This is a genomic window from Bacillus sp. JJ722 (assembly GCF_036963345.1).
Classification (GTDB): Bacteria; Bacillota; Bacilli; order Bacillales; family DSM-1321; genus Bacillus_AD.
This window is the reverse complement of sequence record NZ_JBALMO010000120.1, coordinates 1-21,383: the sequence shown is the minus strand read 5'-3', so window position 1 is coordinate 21,383 and position 21,383 is coordinate 1. Positions and strand designations below refer to the sequence as shown.

The following is a 21,383-nucleotide window of genomic DNA, read 5'->3' as shown; positions in this document are numbered from 1 at the left end:
CGCTCGACTTGCATGTATTAGGCACGCCGCCAGCGTTCGTCCTGAGCCAGGATCAAACTCTCCAAAAAGTGTTTGTCTTGCTCATAAAGTTTTGTTTCTATCTAGTAGAAACTTTGTTTTAGAATTAACGTTGACGTGTTGTCTTGTTTAGTTTTCAAAGATCATTTCGTTGCTGAAGCAACTTTTATATAATATCATTTAAATTATTGATTGTCAATAACTTTTTTGATATTTTTTGTTGCTATCAGGAGCAACTTTTAAACTATAACACTCCGTTACTATCATGTCAACAACTATTTCAACATAATCATGTTGGTTAAGCTGTCATTTAGCAGCAACGGATATAAATATATCACTTTCAAACTAGCAAGACAAGAGTTTTTGTAAAAAAGTTTCTAGATTAGTAATAAACTTATAATCATTTAGCAAAACATTGCACAGCAGAATTGATTAACAATGATGATTTCATACATGCTTGTTTACAATTACCATCTATAATAACTAGCAAGGTGAATTCATCATAAGATAATTCCATATTAAATATACGTGTTTAAAGACCCTCCCTTATTCCCTAAACAAAAAGAGAGAAAAAACCCACCTGGTCTTCCCTCTCTTTAGACAGCTACAATTAAGTCAAATTATTCATTTGCTCTTTCACTTGCTTGCGTAAGGCATTCTTTTGAAATTTACCGACAGATGTTTTCGGAATCTCTTCTATAAACAAAATATCATCAGGTAACCACCATTTCGCAAATTGAGGTCTTAAAAACTCTTGTAATTCATTTTTCTCTACTTTATTTTTATACGCATCTTTCAATACTACACAGGCTAACGGACGCTCTTGCCATTCTTCATGCGGCACCGCGATAACACAGGCCTCAAGAACAGATTCATGCGCCATAAGCGCATTTTCTAGATCAACAGAAGAAATCCACTCACCGCCGCTCTTAATCAAATCCTTTGTGCGATCGACCAGCTTTACTGCACCTTCTTCATCGACTGTAGCTACATCACCTGTGTACAACCAACCATCTTTAAAAGCCTCATTCGTTCTATCATCTTGATAATATTCATCAGCAATCCAAGGACCTCGAATAAGAAGTTCTCCCATCTCACTTCCATTCCACTCTACTTCCCCATTCTCTCCGATTACTTTCATCTCAAGTCCCGGCACTAACATACCTTGTTTCGCTCGAAGATCTAACAATTCCTCCTCACTTAAATCCGTTTGATAGCTTTTTCTGCGAGATATTAAAGCAAGTGGTGCTGTTTCTGTCATTCCGTATGCATGAAGAAACGGGATTTTATACTTGGATTCAAATATACGGATGATACCTTTTGGAGCAGCTGCCCCCCCACAAAGAACCGCTCTTAATGAAGTAGTATCATAATTTCCTTGCTCTAGTGCTTGTAATAAACCAATCCATATTGTAGGTACACCCGCTGTGACTGTTACTTTCTCCTGCTCAATTAGCTCAGCAAGTAGTTTTGGAGTAAATTGGGGACCTGGAAACACTTGTGTACTACCAAACCACGTACACGCAAACGGCATTCCCCACGCATTTACATGGAACATCGGTACGACAGCCATCGCAATATCACTTTCAGATAATGACGCCGTATCTGCTAAGCCGAGCGCATAGGTATGCAGTACAATACCACGATGCGAATAAACTACACCTTTCGGTTTGCCAGTAGTAGCGGATGTGTAGCACATTCCTGCTGGTTCGTTCTCATCAATATCTGTAGCAAAAGCATAGGTAGGGTCATTATTAGCAATAAGTTGTTCATAGGAATAAACAGGACTGAGGGAAGTGTCTGGAAGTTCTGCTTGATCAGTCATAATAACGTAAGCTTTAACTGATTTGAAGTGCGGGTGTATTTTTTCTACTAGAGGTAAAATATCTTCGTCGATCAGTAACACTTTATCTTCTGCGTGATTAATAATATAAATAATATCTTCAGGTGAAAGGCGGATATTAATAGTGTGCAAAACAGCTCCCATTCCAGGTGCTGCAAAGTAAGCTTCTAAATGGCGATGATGGTTCCAAGCAAGTGTCCCAACACGCTCTCCTCGCTTCACACCTAGTTTATCTAAAGCATGAGCTAGTTTACGTGTTCGTTCTCCAATCTCTTTATACGTAAAGCGGTGAATACCGGAGTGTGTTCGTGAAATAACTTCTTTCTTTGCAAAATATTTTTCTGCTCTTTCTAGAAGCGATCCAACTGTTAAAGGCACATTCATCATATAGCCTTACTCCCTTCATTATTATAAGAACTTCATCATATATTGCATATTCACGTTGATTGGGAAATCAAAGTAGATACAATCGAAGAGGGTGCAACGACCCTCTTCGTCTATCAAAAAATTATAGTGTGGTATTTTCTTTTGAAAGAATATCTTCTAATTGCTTTCTTAGCAAAAACTTTTGAATTTTTCCACTTGCATTGCGTGGCATTGCATCACAGAAAATGTACTTCCGAGGACGTTTATAATTAGCTAGCTTATCACTGTTCTTACAATACGCTTCTAAATCAGCAGCTGTTATTGTCTCATCCTTTGTTACAATGAATGCTGTTACTAACTCACCCCAATGTTCATCAGGTTGACCAATGACTGCAACGTCTAGAATACCTGGGTATTCATATAGCAAATCTTCTACTTCTCTAGGATATACATTCTCGCCACCACTAATAATCATATCGTCCACACGATCTTTCACCCATAAGTATCCTTCATCATCTAAGTAACCAATGTCACCAGAATGGTACCACCCTTTATAAAGCGCTTTCTCGGATTCCTCCTCTCTTTGGAAATATCCTCGCATTACACATGGACCTTGAACGATAATTTCTCCTGTTTGACCAGTTGGAACAATATCATCTGGTTCAGATGGGCCATCTTCTTTAGGTCTTACAATTCGTATTTCGTGATTGAGGCATGCTTTTCCTGCCGAACCTGCTTTTCTTATTTGATCTTCTTCCGTTAAAAATGTAATAGCTGGTCCCATTTCAGTCATTCCGTACGCTTGTACCTGCTGAACGCCTAATTTCTCGCGGCAGGCTGTTACTAAAACTGGTGCCATTGGGGCTGCACCATAAAGTCCTAATTTCAAACTAGATAAGTCATATTTCTCATAGTTTTCTTGTAATAACATATTCCACATCGTCGGCGCTGCAAAAAACTTTGTAATGCCTTCTTTCTCTATAGCTTCAAGCGTATTTACCGGATTAAACTGATGCATAATAACATTCGTAGCACCAGAATGTACACGTGGAAGAAACGCAACATGTAGTTCCGCGCAATGGAACATTGGAGCAATAATCAAACCACGATCATTAAACGTTACTTTCGTGTATAGAATAGCAAACATACTTTGCTCGACCATATCACGATGACGGTGAATAACTCCTTTAGGTCTTCCTGTCGTACCACTTGTATACATAATGGCATAATCATCGTTTTCATTAATAACTTCGTCGATCGCTTCTGTAGAGGCTTGTTTAACGTTTGATTCATAATGAACGGCATAACTAGGTGTATCTTGATCGGTATACCAGAAAGATATATGAGGGAAGCGATGTTCAATTCTTGCTACAACCTCTTCTAAAGCTTGTTCGAAAAGCACTACTTTCGGAGCGGCATCTTCAAGAATATAAGCTACTTCCTCTGGCATTAAGCGGAAGTTAATTGGATTAAAAATAGCACCTAGCTTCGCGCATGCAAAGAACGCTGTCGCTAGTTCTTCACGGTTATAAAGGATTGTAGAAACACGATCTCCTTTCTTCACACCCTGCTCCTTCAATGCGTTTGCTAGTCGATTTACTTCTTCGTTCCACTCTTTATACGTGTAGCGATTATTGCTTCTAATGTCATATAACGCTTCTTTGTTCGGATAGTTTCGAACCGTTAAATCAAATATACTTCCAATCGTAATACCCATTATGCTTCCCTCCTTTTATAGAAATCCCATTAATCTAATCTTTCAATGATTGTGGCGTTCGCCATTCCATGTCCTTCACACATCGTTTGTAATCCGTAGCGTCCACCCGTTCTTTCTAATTCACCCATCATTGTTAACATCAACCTTGCACCACTTCCTCCTAATGGATGACCAAGTGCAATAGCTCCTCCGCATGGATTTAACTTCTTCGGATCAGCACCTGTTTCTTTCAACCATGCAAGAGGAACTGACGCAAAAGCTTCATTCACTTCAAATACATCAATATCATCAATTGATAACCCTGATTTCTTTAAAGCTTTTTGTGTAGCTGGAATCGGACCTGTTAACATCAACGTTGGATCTGATCCAACAACCACTCTCGTATGAATAAGGAAACGAGGCTTTAATCCAAGTTCTTCAGCTTTTTCTCTACTCATAATGAGTAATGCTCCCGCTCCATCGCTAATTTGACTAGCATTCCCCGCATGAATTATGCCATCCTCTTGGAATGCAGGCTTTAATCCACTTAGAACTTCTACCGTAGTTCCTTTTCGTGGACCAGCATCCTGCCGTACTTCTTCTGTTTCTCCTTCACCAATTGTCACACATACTGGCATAATTTCATCTGTAAAATAACCCGCTTCCTGAGCCTTTAGTGCTTTTTCATGACTTTCAACAGAGAATGCATCAAGGTCTTCTCTCGTAAAACCATATTGTTCTGCAATTCTTTCAGCTGATAAGCCTTGATTAATGATTTCATACTTACTTCGCAATTGTTCACTTGGTTTAACACCTTGATAATTAGAACCCATCGGAACACGCGACATACTTTCAACGCCACCTGCAATGACAATATCCATGTCACCTGCAAGTATAGCTTGAGCTGCAAAATGAACAGCCTGCTGGCTAGAACCACATTGACGATCGATTGTCGTTCCTGGAACATTGATTGGTAAACCTGCGATAAGTGCTGCTACTCTTGCAATATCACCTGCTTGTTCGCTAACTTGCGAAACACAACCAAGGATGACATCATCAATTAAGTGGGGATCGATGCCAGCTTTGTTGACCAATTCTTTAATTACAAGTCCAGCTAAATCATCTGGTCGAATATCTTTTAAGTAACCATTTCGCTTCCCTACAGGCGTTCTTACCCCTTCTACTATGACCGCTTGTCTCATTCTAATTCTCTCCTTTTCTATAAACCTAAGTTTTTCGCAATAATTGTTTTCATGATTTCATTCGTTCCTGCATAAATACTTGCTACTGGAATATCACGGTATCTTCTAGCAATCGTGTATTCTTCCATATATCCATAGCCACCATATAATTTCATACATTGAGTTGCTATTTCTCTTGCCATCTCTGTCAGCTTCCACTTCGCCATTGAAACTTTTGTTACAACATTCTCGCCAGCCATATGGTCAGCAATTAGCGAATCTAGAAATGCTCTACTCATTTCAATATCTGTTGCCATTTCAGCAATCTTGAATTGTGTATTTTGGAATTGACTAATGTTCTTGCCAAAAGCGCTACGTGATTTCACATATTCAATCGTCGACGCTAGCATTTCTTCAGAAGATACTTGCGCACCAATCGCTACAAGAAGACGTTCTTGCTGCAGCTTCTCCATTAAATACAAAAAGCCTTTTCCTTCTTCACCTAATAAGTTCTCTTTAGGAACCTTACAATCTTCAAAGATTAACTCTGCAGTATCCTGACAATGTAATCCGACTTTATCTAACTTTCTACCTCGAGAAAATCCAGGTGTACCTCTTTCAATCACTAGCAAACTCACACCTTTATGTTTCGGAACAACTTTCGTATCCGTCTTCACCGCGACAACGATTAAGTCAGAATGAATACCGTTAGTAATAAATGTTTTTTGACCATTTACAATATAGTGGTCTCCATCTAAAACCGCTGTCGTACCAATACTAGCTAAATCAGAACCTGCTCCCGGTTCCGTCATAGCGATAGCTGTAATATATTCTCCCGTTACGCATTTCGGTAACCAACGTTCTTTCTGCTCCTTCGTTCCATATGCTGTAATGTACGGAACAACGATATCACTGTGCAGACCAATTCCGATTGTCCCTGTACCTACACGCTCGATTTCCTCATTAATTACAACGGAAAATCCCCAATCTACATTACTGCCACCGTACTCTTCAGGAAGATCCGGACAAAGGAAACCTTGTGCCCCCATCTTCTCCCAGAATGATCTAGGAATAATTCGATCCTTTTCCCATTGCTCATAGAATGGATACGCTTCTTTCTCTAAAAACTTTCGGAAAGATGCTCGGAAAATTTCATGCTCTTCATTTAAATATAGATGTTTCACTTTCATACACTCCTTCATCACTTTTGATTTGTTAGACCCTGTCTAAGCTGATATTTTAGTACTTTTCCTGATGCATTCCTCGGAAGCTGTTGTTCTATGAAAATTCTTCTCGGCACTTTATAACCTGCTAGTTTCTTACGACAGAAACTGCGTAGTTCTTGCTCATCAATTACTTGATCTCCCTTTGGAACAATAACAGCACAAACGGCTTCTCCCCATACTTCATCTGGTATACCAATAATGGCCGCTTCTAAAATATGTGGGTGCTCATATAAAACTTCCTCTACTTCGATGCTATAAACATTTTCTCCTCCGGAAATAACCATGTCTTTCTTGCGATCAACAAGCGAAATAAATCCTTCTTCATCAATCGTGGCTAAGTCACCTGTATATAGCCAACTATCCTTAATTGCCTCAAGTGTTTCAGCAGGCTTCTTATAGTATTCCTTCATAATCGTGTCACCACGTAATACAAACTCGCCAACCGCACCTGGTTGAATATCTTCACCATTTGCAGTTACTACTCTTGCTTCAGTAATAAAGAACGGCTTACCACCTTTACCAAAATGATGCTTATGTCCATCAGGATCTAATATAATTCCTCCCGGTCCAGCTTCTGTTAAGCCACATAAATTATAGAACTGATCGGTTTGAAACAACTCCATACTACGTTTCACAACTTCAGGAGCCATCGGTGCCGCTCCGTAAGCACAGCGCTGAACAGAACTCAAATCATAATCAAGCTTATTAGGCACTTGCAACATCATGTTGTACATAGCTGGGACACCAAAGAATAATGAAATACGGTGTTCGTCAATTGCTTTAAGCGTTTTTACAGGATCAAAATCACTATGAATGTAATGCGTTGCTCCTAAAACCACACCCGTAATAAAGAATAAATTCAATTGTGCGGAGTGAAAGAGCGGTGCTAAGTGCAACAAACGATCATGATGATTTAAACCAAGCCCAACAATCATCGTAATACCTACTTTAAAAATCCGGTTATGGTCGAATAATGCTCCTTTTGGACGCCCCGTCGTTCCGGATGTATATAAGATTTCTAAATCATCAAGCTCAGAAACTTTAATAGCTGGCTCTTCAACAATCGACGTTCGTACAGCATCATAGCTATAGAATCCAGCATGGATAGCAGAACCTGAAACAATCACGTTTTGCACATTTGTATTTTGTGCTGCTTCTGCAATAGTTGTTTCAAAACTTGCATCACAAATAACAAGTACACTGTCCGATTGTTCCAACATATAATGCAATTCAGAAGATGTAAGGCGTGTATTAATCGGAACGATAACTGCTCCTAATTTCGCTGCAGCAAAAAAAGCAAAGGCAAATCGATCAGAATTCTTCATCATGATGGCTACCTTATCACCTTTAGCTAATCCCAATGAACGAATGCCATGAGCAAACATATTTACCTCTTCGTTAAACTCGCGATACGTATACTTTCGATCTTCATAGTAAATAGCCACTTTATTAGGGTATTTACTGGCACTTTGAAATAAATAAGAACCAATATCCATTAAAGATCCCTCGCTTCTATAAAAATCTTTCATTCAAATTAAATGCAATTCCTATGCCAAACCATCCTTATTAGCTGTACCGCCATATTGCGTTATCCAATTGTTTATCCCAAATACATGCATGAAAAAAGGTGTCCATTTATAGGACACCCACTTTGGTTAGTTGATATTTCTTTAATTTTTCGTAGAGACTAGATCGACTAATTCCTAGCAATCTCGCTGCTTCTGCTTTATTCCCTTTTGTTTGCTTTAACGCTTTCTTAATTGCATTAATTTCCGCATCTTCGAACATCGTCGTATCCGGTTGTTCTAATTGTTGGCGTTCTAATTGCTTCAACATATAATCTGGCAAATCTTCAATTTGAATGCTTCCATGTTCGGCGAATGTCATCGCTCTCTCTAGCACATTCTTCAATTCTCTTACATTACCAGGCCAATGATAAGAAAGCATTGTTTTCTTCGCAGCTTGGTCCACTCCAGTAATACTTGTGCCAAGTACTCTATTTAATTCTTCCATAATATGAACAATGAGATGTTCAATGTCTGCTTGTCTATCGCGAAGTGGAGGCACGTGTAATGAAATAACATTTAGTCGGTAATATAAATCTTCACGGAATAAACCATCCTTCACCATTTGCTCCAAGTCTCGATTTGTTGCAGCAATAATCCTAACATCCACTTGAATTCTTGCTGTTCCGCCAACTCGGTAAAACTCTCGATCTTGCAATACACGAAGTAGTTTTGCTTGTAGCGTTAAAGACATGTCGCCAATTTCATCTAGAAACAGCGTACCCCCATTGGCTAAATCAAACTTGCCGATCTTTCCTCGCTGCCTAGCACCTGTAAAGGCTCCTTCTTCATATCCAAAAAACTCGGATTCTAGTAAGTCTTCCGGAATTGCCGCGCAATTTACAATGACAAAACGATCATCTCGTCTTGCACTACTCGAATGAATTGCATGTGCAAATAACTCCTTACCCGTACCGCTTTCACCTCGTATTAGCACCGTCGAACGACCTTTTGCTGCCTTTCTTCCGCTCTTTTTCAATTTATCCATATGGTAATCAACTGAATAAATTTGCTCCCAAGTATACTTAGCTGTTTCTGTCTCTCTATATTGCTTATGATAGAAATCTGCCTTACTTTCAGCTTTCTGCCATTTCTTGAATAGTTGGCCCACTTCATTTAATTGGCGAAACATCACCTTACCAATCGCCCCAATTACTTTGCCGTCATGAATAATCGGAATGCGATGCACAATATATTTAATCCCTTGCTCTTCCTCAAAATCGCTAAAATCCGCATCTTGTGTTTCAAATACATGCGTAAGCTGTAATTCTGGCAAGGCTTTTGAAACATGATGACCAAGTACATCTTCTTTTTGTAAATGAAATAACTGCAAGAGTGATGGACTAACCATTTGGACGATTCGCTTTTCATCGATCGTAATAATCCCATCGTAAGCATAGTCTAATGTTGTTTGCAGTGTGCTCTTTAAACTCTTAACCGTTTCCAACTCTTCTGCCATTCGTTCCAGCTCAGGCGTTTCTTGAAACAACACTATATATCCTTTCTCCATAGAATTTTGTTGATAAGGAGATAGGAAAGCGATGGCTTTACTGTCATGGAGGGTTATCGACATATAATTTTGATTTGGCGTTAATGAATTTTCTATATGGGTATGAAATTCAGGAATAATATGATGAAGTTGATTTCCGAGCATTCGATCTGCATTCTTCCCACTCATTCGCTTCAAACGATCATTAACATACGTAATCGTTAACTGTTCATCAGTCATAATGACTCCTATATGAGCGTGTTGAACAATGGTTTCAAGCTGCTCTTTCAAAAATTTCGTTGATTCAAACAGAGACAATACCATATCCGTTTTTGAAAAGAGCCCAATAACTTTACAGTCAGAATCAACAACAACCGCCGTTCCAACTTTACTTATTTTTGCTATTTCTACAATTTCATCAAATGGAGTATCGACATTAACAGTGATGACTTGTTTTTTTATATAATTTCGAATTGGAGTAGTGAGTGTGACTTCGTCAATAATCATTTGATGCAAATTTCGCCTCGTAAATACACCTTGTAACATGCCAGCTTCATTTGTTACTGGCAATAGCGTTAACTTTTGCCCTAATAGCAATGCAGCCGCTTCTTCAAATGTTGTTTCTTCGCTGATTTGACTTTCAAAACGAGAAATTCTTTTTCGAAATTCCACTATACTACTCCCCCTCCTATTTCCACATATACATTTTCTAAATATTATGAATTAAATCTATTTTACCGTATCATAATTTTCCAGATAAGCAAAGGCATCCTCTATACCACAATTAAAAAAACATACAAATGGCACATAAGCTTACTATGTATCATTTGTATGTTTCTTTATTTCTTATGAGCAGTAACTGCCACATTCTTACGATTTAATTTTATAAAAGAAATCCCTACCGAACTAACTAGCCAAATTACAAGCCCAACAATTACGCTAACAGCAAAGCTGCCACCGGCTTCCAGAATAGCGAATACCGTTACTACGCACATCAAGCAACCGATCATACCATAAACAGATCCTTTGGCAATGCATGCTGCCTTCTTCGAACCTGATTTAATACCGACCATTAATACTGCTGTAATCATAACTGCTGGAAAAGACGCAAAGATACCTGCAAGCAATTTCCAAGGTGAGATAACTGTAATTAAATAACTAAGCATTACAGCGGTCCCTCCGAGCAGAAAGCGAATGACTAAATCTTTGTTCATAAACTCATCTCCTCTTAAAACTGTGATGTTAGTAATACGACTGTGGCTGAAAATACTACCCAACACATCATTGAACTCGTTAAGCCTTTCTTCCATCCTTGCTTTAACAATAATTTACCCGCGATTAATGCAATTGCAATATTAATGATCATTCCAATAAGTGCACCTTTTGATAATACAATCGAATGTTCAATTAAAGATTCTCCACCGAAATCAAGTGCTGCTGTTAACAAAGCTGCTAAGTATACTGCTGGAAATGCGGCAAAGATTCCCCCTGCCCTCTCTCCAAGTTTCTTACCTACAATTGTACATGCGACTACGGCCGATCCCCCTAACAAGAATCGGATTAATAAAGCACTAAAAGATAACTCAACCAACGAATTTCGCCTCTTTTGCTCTTATTTACTTTCTCTCTTTTTACAATTTGTGAAACAATTCACAATATAGTTGCATATATTGTAACGCATTTTCATTTAATTTTCATGTATTACAACGAGAAAGTACTATGAGTTAAAGGAATATTTGTGAATTAACACAAAATTTTCAAACAAAAGTAAAATAAAGGTAGATGTACATTAAAAAGCCCATCTTAACTTCGACATTAAGATGGGCTCTACCCAAAAGCTTATTTCAAGAAGATGAAGTAAGCTAAGAATATAAGAGATAAACCGTACATAAGTGGATGTACTTTTTTCGCTTTACCAGCAACGATCATTGTAATTGGGTAGAACAAGAAACCAATTGCGATACCTGTTGCAATACTATAAGTTAATGCCATCATAGACACTGTGAAAAATGCAGGTACAGCGATTTCGAATTTATTCCACTCAATATCTTTAAGAGAAGAAGCCATTAATACACCAACGATAATCAATGCAGGCGCTGTAACAGCAGGTGTGATGACTGATAATAACGGGAAGAAGAACAGTGATAATAAGAACAATGCACCCGTTACAAGCGCTGCGAAACCTGTACGTGCACCAGCTGCAACCCCAGCAGATGATTCTACGAAAGAAGTTGTCGTAGATGTACCGAAAATCGCACCAGCAACAATCGCAAGAGAATCTGCTAACAAACCTTTTCCTGCACGTGGTAATGTATTACCTTTCATAATACCTGCCTGTTTAGTTACCGCTACTAGCGTACCAGCTGTATCAAAGAAAGCAACGAATAAGAAAGTAAGAATAACAATTAGAATTTGACCATCTAATAATTGACCTGGATCACTGAATGCTTCAAAAGCTGCACCAAATGTTGGTTCGATGCTTGGTACAGCACCAACAATAGCCTCAGGTGTTTTAATTAATCCAAAAATCATACCAACGATTGTTGAAACAATCATACCGATGAAGATTGCTGCTTTAAAACCTTTTGTTAGAAGAACTACGGCAATCACAATACCAAAGATAGCTAATAACGTTTGACCATTTGTAATATCACCAAGACCAACTAATGTTGCATCATTATTAACGACGATACCAGCATTTTGTAAACCAATAAATGCGATGAAGAGACCGATACCTGCACCAACTGCATTCTTTAACTCTAGTGGAATAGCATTAATGATTTTCTCACGAATACCTGAAAGAGATAAACATACGAAGATTACCCCAGAGATTAAAACACCTGTTAAAGCTGTTTGCCATGGAATACCGTAAGTTAGTACTGCTGTGTAGGCGAATAATGCATTAAGACCCATACCAGGAGCAAGTGCAACTGGGAATCTAGCAATCAATCCCATTAAGATACTACCAACTGCTGCTGCTAATGCAGTTGCTACGAATACGGCACCTTGATCCATACGTAGTGCATCCGGTAAATCTGGAATGCTTTGTAATGTTAAAACGCTTGGGTTTACAACTAAGATGTAAGCCATTGCTAAGAAAGTTGTTACACCACCAATTGTCTCGCGGGCATAATTCGTGCCAAGCTCATCAAATTGAAAATACTTCTTCATTTTTCGTTTCCCTCCGAAAGTTTGTCGTTAAGATACTTTTGAGATCCCTTTTCTCCATACAAAAAGCTCCGTCTAAAATATAGAACGGAGCATGACAGTCAATGAAAAAGTAAACATACCTATAGATAGAGATATCCAAATTTACAGAAAATCACTATAGTAATAGGTAGACATTTCATCGTAGTCAAGCCGTTCATGGCAGCTTGGTAGAAACTTTTGGGCCATATCCCCAAGAATATACGACTAAATATATAGTTTAATATAATTTCTGTAATCATAGTACCAACACAATAATAAAAAGTCAAGTAAAAAGACGAACATTAAATTTTACAGTTGTGTTAAAGTTCGTCTTTTGTTCGATTTTATATAGAAAGCTTATAAATTAATTGCCTAATTAGTGGTATTTTGTCTATGTTACGAACAGCACTAGCTACTACATGAGCATTTTTTTAAAACTATTTCCATTTAAAAGTGTATTAGTAATGAACTCCCCATCTTTAAATACCGCAAATGTTGTCCATGGGATTACAAATGATTGCGCTTCTTCCATTGTTGTTATTTCATGAAAAGTCACTTTCACATTTTCTTCATTCGCTACTTTTTGAATTTCATTTATACAATTATATATGTAGGGACATTGTGGTACATAATAGAACGCAAAACCTTCCCGCTCATTAACTTGTCCTTCATGTACTTGATTTCTAAATTTGACAGGGTGACTTTCTTCCAAATGAAAGGCGACTAATTCAAAATCTGGATCGGCTGCATCCACTACCTCAAATCCTTGCTTTATAAAGAATTTCTTATCTGCTAAGTACGGTCTCTTTTTCTTACTTGTAATTGTTACAATTCCTTTAAACCCTTTCACTCTAGCATCATCTATGCAAGCTTGTAATAACTCTTTTCCAGTACCTTTTCCTTTGTAGCTGCCCGATACCCATAAGCAATTAATATACATATATGCTGGCGCATCGATTGGAACCCACGCATACTCGGCTGGAAGATATTCAATAAATACCTTTCCATTCACATCTAACTTACGAAAAACTAATCCTTCTTGAATTCTTTCCTTCAACCAATTCTTCTTTGCCTTTACGCCTTCTTGATGTTTTTTATCCGATATTGCACAACAAATATGCTCTTCTCCAATCGTATCAACCGTTATATTTTTGTATGTATTAGACATTTTAATCATGACTCCCTATTAGAAATGATATTTATTCCGTCGCCAAGCTGTTCGTTTCCATAAAACCCCTAATATTAATTCTATTATTCCTATTAAGAAAAATATAGGTTGTAAAATGGATACATAACCAATTAACCAAACTTGAACAACAATCCAAACTACTAATACAAAGCCCATGAACGAAATATATTTCCACACTTCTACACAATTCTTTATGATGGCGAGAAAAGCCGTTATGATCTGTCCTATTCCAATCACTATGAAGAGAAACAAACCTGGAATCAGGAAGTTTGGAAATATCTCCTTAGGTAAAATGTCTGTATTCATTCCTAGAGTACGTCCAGTAGGATCGGAAATGAAAGCGAGTCCCGTTACTACCGCTCCAATTCCCGTTATAAATAAAAAAATGAGATTTAATTTTTTAACCAATTTTCGCTGATTCATAAAATCTCTCCTACTATTTTTTATTCAATATTGTTTCTTTTCACTAAAAAATCATTTCTAATATGAACAAATTAAAGAAGAGAATGCCTTTGCTGTTCATCAATCCGACATTCTCTTCTTTTGCATTCATTTAGCTTAGTTATCTACATGCACATTTTTTATGATAGTGTCTTCCTAAAGCATCGGCTGCAATGATTGCCGCTAAGACATCTTCTGGGGTAACATCAAAAGGCATATTTCCCATTGTGTCGCCCTCTGCACATGCAATCTCCGCTACTTGCTGCAACTGTTCCACATCTATTTCTTTAACACCTAATTCGCCTAAAGTAATCGGTAATCCAACACTTACGCAAAATTCGATTACTTTATGCAATTCATCAGAGCCGATATTCTCAAGTACCAACTGTGTAATTGTTCCGAAAGCTACTTTCTCACCGTGATACATGTGATGCGTGTCTTCCAGAGCTGTCATACCATTATGAATCGCATGTGCAGCGGCAAGACCTCCACTTTCGAAACCAACACCACTTAAGTATGTATTTGCTTCAATTACATTTTCCACGGCCTTAGTAACCATATGATTTTCCACCGCTAACTTTGCTTTTAAACCATCTTCTAGTATCGTTTTAAAGCAAAGTTTCGCAAGGGCAATTCCCGCTTTTGTTGGTTTAGCTCCAGCTATTGTATTTCCATTCGAATTCACTGTTGCCCGCGCTTCAAAATAAGTAGCTAAAGCGTCGCCAATACCTGCAACTAACAATCTAACAGGTGCATTTGCAATCACTTGCGAGTCAACGATGACCATATCTGGATTCCTTGGAAGGAATAAATATTCTTCGAAAACACCCTCTTCACTGTATATAACAGACAATGCACTACATGGTGCATCTGTTGAGGCAGCCGTAGGTACGATAACTATAGGACATTTCTTATAATATGCCACCGCCTTAGCTGTATCTAACGTTTTGCCACCACCAACCCCAATAATGACATCAAAATCTTTAGCAACTTCAATTAATCTATTAATCTCTACCTTCGAACACTCGCCGTTAAACTTTTCAATATAACAATCTGATCCATTTGCTGCAAAACTCTCACTGATTACCCCACCTAAAGTGTTAACGAGAAAAGCATCCACTAGAATAAATACTTTGTTTCCTAGAGCACTTACATGGTTATAAATCTTTTCAAGCTCACCTTTACCTTGAATATACCTGCTAGTTGAAATAATTACATTTGTCATATATTCAGTCTCCTCCTATACCATATTCCCACATCTGTAATTCCCTTTTTTAACAATATTAAACCTTATTTTATGAAAAATTTTACTTTTCGTATATTTTTAAAAACACAGAAAAAAAGCAAGTGAAATAGACACTTCACTTGCTCTTCTATTATTCATTTTGTACACTCAACTGCTTCGATGGCAGTTTAGATTGCAGCTTAGTAAGATAACGTTTCGTCATAAAACCTAAAATCAATTCAACTATAATTGCAAAGAGAATGATTAAATAGATTTCATCTGAGAAACGATCAAACATCACACCATACAATGACTGCCCTATAGGGTAAGAACACATAACAATCGTTGAAACAAACGCACTTACTTTTCCTAACATCTCATTTGGTGTTTCACTTTGTAAAAAAGTTTGAGCAAAAATAGAGAAAATACCTACTGATGCCATGCATAAAAAAGTACTAATACAAATAACAACATAGGCAACCATCGGCTGTACTTGTAGCCCCGTTACAAAAGCGATCGGCAATAAAACTACTCCACCTAATAAGATGAATATATAGGAGTTATGAATAGTATATTTTTTAGATACTACACCAATAGCAAGCCCAGCACCAATTGATCCGATCGCTAAGAAGCTTTCAGCAATACCATATAACTGCGAACTCAACCCAAGTTGCACTTTAATGATATAAGGTAAGCCAATCATAATCATCGTCGAGAAAAACAGATTAATTGCAGCAACCACTAATAGAATCTTAAATAAAATAGGATTATCCTTACTAATGAATGTTAATGCCTGTTTTAAATCCATAATCGCTGTATCGAATACTTTTCCATTTGATGATTGTTTCGTAAATGGAATACGAATAAACATTTCTAATACTGCTGAAATAAAGAACGCAATTGCACTAACAATAACAATGATCTTTAAATCAAAAAATCCATACAGCATTCCACCTAAAATCGGTCCTAAGAAGTTTGCTAATGCGTTCACTTGGATCACAACCCCATTTGCCTGCAACAAATGATTACTGTCTACTAACACAGGCACACTTGCTTGGACGGATGGCTGATACATCGACTGAATGATTGAAAGGATCATCATTACGGCAGCTACTAAGAATACAATTTGGCTACTCCCTATTTGGGTAAGAAATACGATACATACTAATGATGTGATTACATCTAAACATACCATGATGTTCCTACGATTCACACGATCTGCTAATACACCCCCAATAGGCGATAACAAAATGGTAGGAATCATGGATAACGCAAGAATGCTTCCAAAAGCAGTAGCTGAGCCTGTCACATCCAATATATAAAGCGATAAGGAAAATCGCAGAATAGAATTTCCGAATAAAGATATAATCTGACCAATAATCAATAACGTAAAATCTTTTTGAAATAACGTACTTTCCTTCATATAAATCTCTCCCTTTTGTAATAAAAATACAAATTAACAAACCGACTGGCGGTATGTAATATTTAAATAATATACTGCCTTCTAAAAAGGCAGCTCATTATTTAAATATGCTTTTCAAATAACTATTCATTGCATTTAAAACTTCTTCATCCATAAACGGAACACCCATAAGTTCAGTAAGATTTTTCAAATATAAAATTTTACGTTCTAAATCTTCTTCACTTACTTGACCTATCATCGGACTAAGCCAAACATTATTTAATAACAGGATAACTTCACTCGCACTTTTACTATCCTCTACAGAAATTGAGCCATCTTTTTTACCTTCTTCGATTAGCTCTTGAAAGAGTGGCACACCATGTTTCAGAGTACCATTCAATAAGATACTAACGAATTTAGGGTTTTCCGTTAAAGATATTGCCATTTTATCAAACTGTTGCTTTTCAAGATTTTCAAATTCAGCACAAATAATCTTTTTTAGTTTTTGCAAGGCATTTAAATGCTTATGATTATTGAACTTCTTAAATGGATTTCGATCATTGAAGCCCTTATCACCAATTGCATGTAAGATTTCATCCTTTGATTTGAAATGATGATAAATTGCTCCTTTACTCATTCCTAATTCGTTAATAATATCCTGAATAGTTGTTTGTTCATAACCCTTTTCAAGAAATAAACGATAAGAAATAGAAAGAATTTGCTCAATTGTTTTCTCGGGATGTTTATTTCGAACCAAATCCCCACCTCCATACATACCACTGGTATGTATGGAGAATAACATCTCATTGAATTTTTGTCAATAACATCCAGCAAACATAAAAACCCTCGGAAGCCCGTATTGATTAGGTTTCCGAGGTTTTATTGACTTTATTCCCATTCAATGTAGCAGGTGGCTTACTTTTTATATCATAAACAACGCGGTTGATGTGAGGAGAAGCATTGTTATATCAACGCTTTTAGCTCTTTTACATCAACTTACAAGAACTTACAATTTCTCATTTTACCCTGAAATTATATATGTCAATAGTAGCGCGTCAAAACCCTATTTTCAATTGAAATAACAAGGTTTCGAGCTTAAATTTTAGTACATATTTTGAGCTTTAAGTTGTGCTTCTTCTTGTCGATAGCGTTCTTCCATTGCCTCTCTTTCTTTTCTTTTTCTGTCCTGAATAAATTGATGATACGATTTGTTATACATTTCTTATTTCTCCTTCAAAGTGAATTTTAAGATATTTTTTATTTCTCCAATCCATAAAAAAAGCACAGAGTTTCCTCCATGCTCCTTTTAAAAAGACCACAAACTAATATTCGATATGCTCGAAACAAAATGAACTGCCATTCCTGTATGTGGGATTTTAGCTACATTTTATTTTATTTTATTGAAGCTCTTTTAAGCTTCTTAGAACTCTCAATAGATTTTTTTTGCAACGTTCTGCAATTTCAGGAACTAAGTATGCTTCTAAATCAACCACATTTATGCCCACTTTCTAATATTTTAAGAGTTACTCCACAAATCAGTGAGCTTGATATCATCACTAGCTGGACGGAGTGATTTCTCTTTATCAATTTTTACGAATACAGGGACTTGCATTGCATTTCCTGTAATAATTGCTTCTCCTTGGCCAAGACATGGTATCATCTGATAGGAACTTTTATCAAGTGTAGGCATAGTATTTTCAAGCATTCTTAAATCCTTCTCATTAACTAAACGATGAATCAAATAGTTATGCGTTTGAGAAAGAATAGTTGGAGAAATATCAGCTGGTCTTTGGCTGGATAAAGTAAGATAAAATCCGAATTTCCGACCTTCTTTGATAATTTCTTCAAAGACAGACAGTCTATAATCTTGCCAATCATCTCCATTATTTCTATACTCAGAATTTAATATATTATGAGCTTCATCAATAATTAAGTGTTTCGTTTGATGAACACTTTTTCCAGAAACTAATGATTTTTGCTCATCGTAAATCATTTTAGATAACAACATAGGGATTAATCGAGTAATCTCTTGATTTGCATAAACAAGCGATATAATATTCATCAGTTTATAATCTTCAATAGCTCTTTCTTTAACTTCTATAACTTTTTCTAGACTTTGTAAAGAAGAATTAATTCTGTTAAATAAGGGATTTAAGTGTTCACGATTTACTTTTCCCCATGCAGTCCTATGAACTTTTTGGAAATCTAGAAACATTTGTAATTGATGAATTGGTGTACTACTCATACTATTAAATAGTTTTTTTAACTCTTCTGAGACTTTCGAAATTCCTGATTTTTTGAGTTTTTCTGGTGTAATTCCCTCATTAGAACCACTGTTGAACCATATTTCCGGTGTATCAATTTTATAATTACCATTTATTTGTCTAATTTGATCCAGCTCAGAAAAAAGATCTTTATTTCTTAGATATTTTTTTGCTGTATCTACCCAATCCTGAAAACTATCTTGGTTAGTAGAAGAACCAGATGTTAGTATTTTTTTGAGAGTTCCTGTAGTATATGCTCCAAAATCAAAATGAGCTGTTGAGAGTTTTTCATTAAATTCTTTTATTGAACTTCTTAGAAACGGTACTTGTGTTGCGGGTCTGGCATCAAAGAGTATCGATAATATGTCTGCATCAAATATGTATTTTCTTTCAACTGGTAATTTTCTACCCCTGGTTGAATCTCGTGTGTTAATTTCATATATTTCTTTATTCTCTATTTCAACTCCAAAAATTCCTTTTCTTGTCGAATCATCACTATTGGTAGATGAATATTCGCCATTAAAATCTATTACAAAAAATTGGGATTTTTGTTTTATTTGCTCATAAAAATCCGACCTGAAAAGTTCCAAGTATAATTTATGCAATGTATTAGACTTACCACTTCCGGTGTTTCCAAATATACCTATATGGGATGCAAAGAACTTATTTATTGATAATTGAATTGGCTGATTTTCTAAAATTGATTTTCCGATTTTTATTGTTGGTTCATTATTTTCAATTCCATAAATAATTTTTAACTCATCTAAAGTTGTTAAGGTGACCTCATTACCAATCATAGGTACGTACTGACTTGTCACCTGAAATTTTCCTGCTTCAATTACTCCTTTGGTTTTCAAAGAAATAATTCTATTTATTGAGTTTTTTGAATATCTATTATCAAATTCAGAACTTTTGATAGAATTTTGTTGATCAATCACTTTCTCATTTGAAACAGTTGCAACTATTTTAATCTCATTTTGATTAATAGTTAGGTAAGCACCAATCTTAGGGCCTGTCAATATCTCCCCATACCAGATGAATTCTGCATCATTTGACATGCTGTACATTCCAACTTGCGATACATCACCTTCAACAGAAGTAATTACTCCTAGGGTTTTCTTAGGACTTTCCATCTTTTAAGTACTCCATACTTGTTCCACGCAATATACTAGTTAAATTTGATAAGTCAAAACTGTACCAGTCTTCACCTTCATCAACCGTGTTTTTTGTTTTATACTCATCACGAAAATTTTCAGGAGTTAAAATAGTAAAATTACTTCGTTCAGCACTCAATCCTAAATTCTCTAAATAGGTTTCTCTATCTCTATCAGTGAACCCAAAAGCGTACACCATTAATTCTGGATTTTGAATAGCTCTTTTAATCATCTTTGCAATATGTTTATCTTGAAACGAAAAGCCAATCACAAACAAAACGGATTGTGGTTTATCTAACTCTAATTGAAATACTCTTAGCATCTCATGAAAATGATTATTGTAAAAAGTATCTTGTTCTTCATACCCTGTAGGCTTTACAATAACTGGAGAATCAATAACACTATTTCTAATTAATACAGAATCCCCAACTTTTTCCCAATTCATAGAACCATGAGGCTTTATTAGGGTCAAAGAAGGTATTTCATTTGTATAGTTATCATTCAATCCCTTATACGAAACTGTTCGATTATAGTTTGAGCCATCAAGCTTTCTATCAAAATAACCACTAGCACCATCATTAAATATAAATCTATAGTTTTGTAGGACATTGTCAGAAGCTTTCTCAATAAATAAATCATAGTTTGTAGTAAACAGATTGGCAGTACGGGGCGTCTGCCTTGAATTTGACAAGTTAAGTATATCTATTATCTTTGAAATAAAATTAGTGTAATTATTCAACGTGATACATATTGATGATCTATATTCCAAAGCTTGTCCCAATAAATCTTCGCTTACTCTTTTAACTGTTTCAGCTAATAATGTATTTCTTTTTTCATTATTCTCTGCCTGAATCATTCCCATCAAAGGTATTGCAGGATAAGAAGTGCCTGAACCAATCAAAAAATTCAGCTGTTTTGTAATTGCTAATTTCCTGAGTTTTTTTACTAATTCATCTTTTTTATTTATCTGTTCGTCGACCATATAATCCTCCCAAACAACTTTCTATTAACATAATTATACATTAATTCAAATTAATTTTTTAGATTATAAAAATAAAGCCAGTTACCAGTAATTTAAGTTACCTTAAATTAAACCTATAAATATCATTACCTAACCACAAAAATTGTATTAGAC

16 protein-coding genes, 1 rRNA gene and 1 riboswitch are annotated in these 21,383 nt (G+C 36.3%); all 17 genes read right to left on the bottom strand.

All coding sequences use genetic code 11. From position 1 onward, the window contains the following. Nucleotides 1–68 (bottom strand): 16S ribosomal RNA (locus tag V7014_RS15595); the annotation flags it as partial. A gap of 560 nt (nucleotides 69–628) precedes the next feature. Beyond that, a complete protein-coding gene (locus tag V7014_RS15590; protein WP_335508356.1) occupies nucleotides 629–2,248 on the bottom strand; it encodes a long-chain fatty acid--CoA ligase in 1,620 nt (539 codons plus the stop codon). A gap of 121 nt (nucleotides 2,249–2,369) precedes the next feature. Continuing rightward, on the bottom strand, nucleotides 2,370–3,944 hold the full coding sequence (locus tag V7014_RS15585) for a fatty acid--CoA ligase (RefSeq protein WP_335508355.1): 1,575 nt from the start codon (nucleotides 3,942–3,944) through the stop codon (nucleotides 2,370–2,372). Nucleotides 3,945–3,973: 29 nt separating this feature from the next. Continuing rightward, on the bottom strand, nucleotides 3,974–5,125 hold the full coding sequence (locus V7014_RS15580) for a thiolase family protein (RefSeq protein WP_335508354.1): 1,152 nt from the start codon (nucleotides 5,123–5,125) through the stop codon (nucleotides 3,974–3,976). A 17-nt stretch (nucleotides 5,126–5,142) separates the two neighbouring features. Further along, a complete protein-coding gene (locus tag V7014_RS15575; RefSeq protein ID WP_335508353.1) occupies nucleotides 5,143–6,288 on the bottom strand; it encodes an acyl-CoA dehydrogenase family protein in 1,146 nt (381 codons plus the stop codon). 17 nt (nucleotides 6,289–6,305) lie between these two features. Further along, nucleotides 6,306–7,826 carry a class I adenylate-forming enzyme family protein gene (locus V7014_RS15570; RefSeq protein ID WP_335508352.1) on the bottom strand — a complete coding sequence of 507 codons (1,521 nt, stop codon included), beginning with the start codon at nucleotides 7,824–7,826 and terminating at the stop codon, nucleotides 6,306–6,308. A gap of 139 nt (nucleotides 7,827–7,965) precedes the next feature. Beyond that, the gene (locus V7014_RS15565; protein WP_335508351.1) at nucleotides 7,966–10,056 is read right to left on the bottom strand and encodes a sigma 54-interacting transcriptional regulator; all 2,091 of its coding nucleotides are present in this window, start codon (nucleotides 10,054–10,056) and stop codon (nucleotides 7,966–7,968) included. A gap of 167 nt (nucleotides 10,057–10,223) precedes the next feature. Further along, nucleotides 10,224–10,598 (bottom strand): DUF3147 family protein, encoded by a 375-nt coding sequence (locus V7014_RS15560; protein WP_335508350.1) that lies wholly within the window; start codon nucleotides 10,596–10,598, stop codon nucleotides 10,224–10,226. A 14-nt stretch (nucleotides 10,599–10,612) separates the two neighbouring features. Beyond that, nucleotides 10,613–10,975 carry a DUF3147 family protein gene (locus tag V7014_RS15555; protein ID WP_335508349.1) on the bottom strand — a complete coding sequence of 121 codons (363 nt, stop codon included), beginning with the start codon at nucleotides 10,973–10,975 and terminating at the stop codon, nucleotides 10,613–10,615. A 248-nt stretch (nucleotides 10,976–11,223) separates the two neighbouring features. Next, on the bottom strand, nucleotides 11,224–12,555 hold the full coding sequence (locus tag V7014_RS15550) for an NCS2 family permease (RefSeq protein ID WP_335508348.1): 1,332 nt from the start codon (nucleotides 12,553–12,555) through the stop codon (nucleotides 11,224–11,226). 161 nt (nucleotides 12,556–12,716) lie between these two features. Next, a riboswitch (purine riboswitch) is annotated at nucleotides 12,717–12,818 on the bottom strand. A gap of 170 nt (nucleotides 12,819–12,988) precedes the next feature. Beyond that, entirely contained in the window at nucleotides 12,989–13,741 is a 753-nt protein-coding gene (locus V7014_RS15545; RefSeq protein WP_335508347.1) for a GNAT family N-acetyltransferase, read from the bottom strand. 18 nt (nucleotides 13,742–13,759) lie between these two features. Next, nucleotides 13,760–14,185, bottom strand: a complete 426-nt coding sequence (locus tag V7014_RS15540; RefSeq protein WP_335508346.1) for a hypothetical protein — start codon at nucleotides 14,183–14,185, stop codon at nucleotides 13,760–13,762. 139 nt (nucleotides 14,186–14,324) lie between these two features. Then, on the bottom strand, nucleotides 14,325–15,428 hold the full coding sequence (locus V7014_RS15535) for a glycerol dehydrogenase (protein WP_335508345.1): 1,104 nt from the start codon (nucleotides 15,426–15,428) through the stop codon (nucleotides 14,325–14,327). A gap of 151 nt (nucleotides 15,429–15,579) precedes the next feature. Continuing rightward, nucleotides 15,580–16,851 carry an MFS transporter gene (locus tag V7014_RS15530; protein ID WP_335508344.1) on the bottom strand — a complete coding sequence of 424 codons (1,272 nt, stop codon included), beginning with the start codon at nucleotides 16,849–16,851 and terminating at the stop codon, nucleotides 15,580–15,582. A gap of 97 nt (nucleotides 16,852–16,948) precedes the next feature. Then, entirely contained in the window at nucleotides 16,949–17,587 is a 639-nt protein-coding gene (locus V7014_RS15525; protein ID WP_335508343.1) for a TetR/AcrR family transcriptional regulator, read from the bottom strand. A 759-nt stretch (nucleotides 17,588–18,346) separates the two neighbouring features. Beyond that, nucleotides 18,347–20,227 carry an ATP-binding protein gene (locus V7014_RS15520; protein ID WP_335508342.1) on the bottom strand — a complete coding sequence of 627 codons (1,881 nt, stop codon included), beginning with the start codon at nucleotides 20,225–20,227 and terminating at the stop codon, nucleotides 18,347–18,349. Then, a complete protein-coding gene (locus V7014_RS15515) occupies nucleotides 20,214–21,230 on the bottom strand; it encodes an SIR2 family protein (protein WP_335508341.1) in 1,017 nt (338 codons plus the stop codon). The genes V7014_RS15520 and V7014_RS15515 overlap by 14 nt, the downstream gene beginning before the upstream one ends. Between the last annotated feature and the right edge of the window lie 153 nt (nucleotides 21,231–21,383).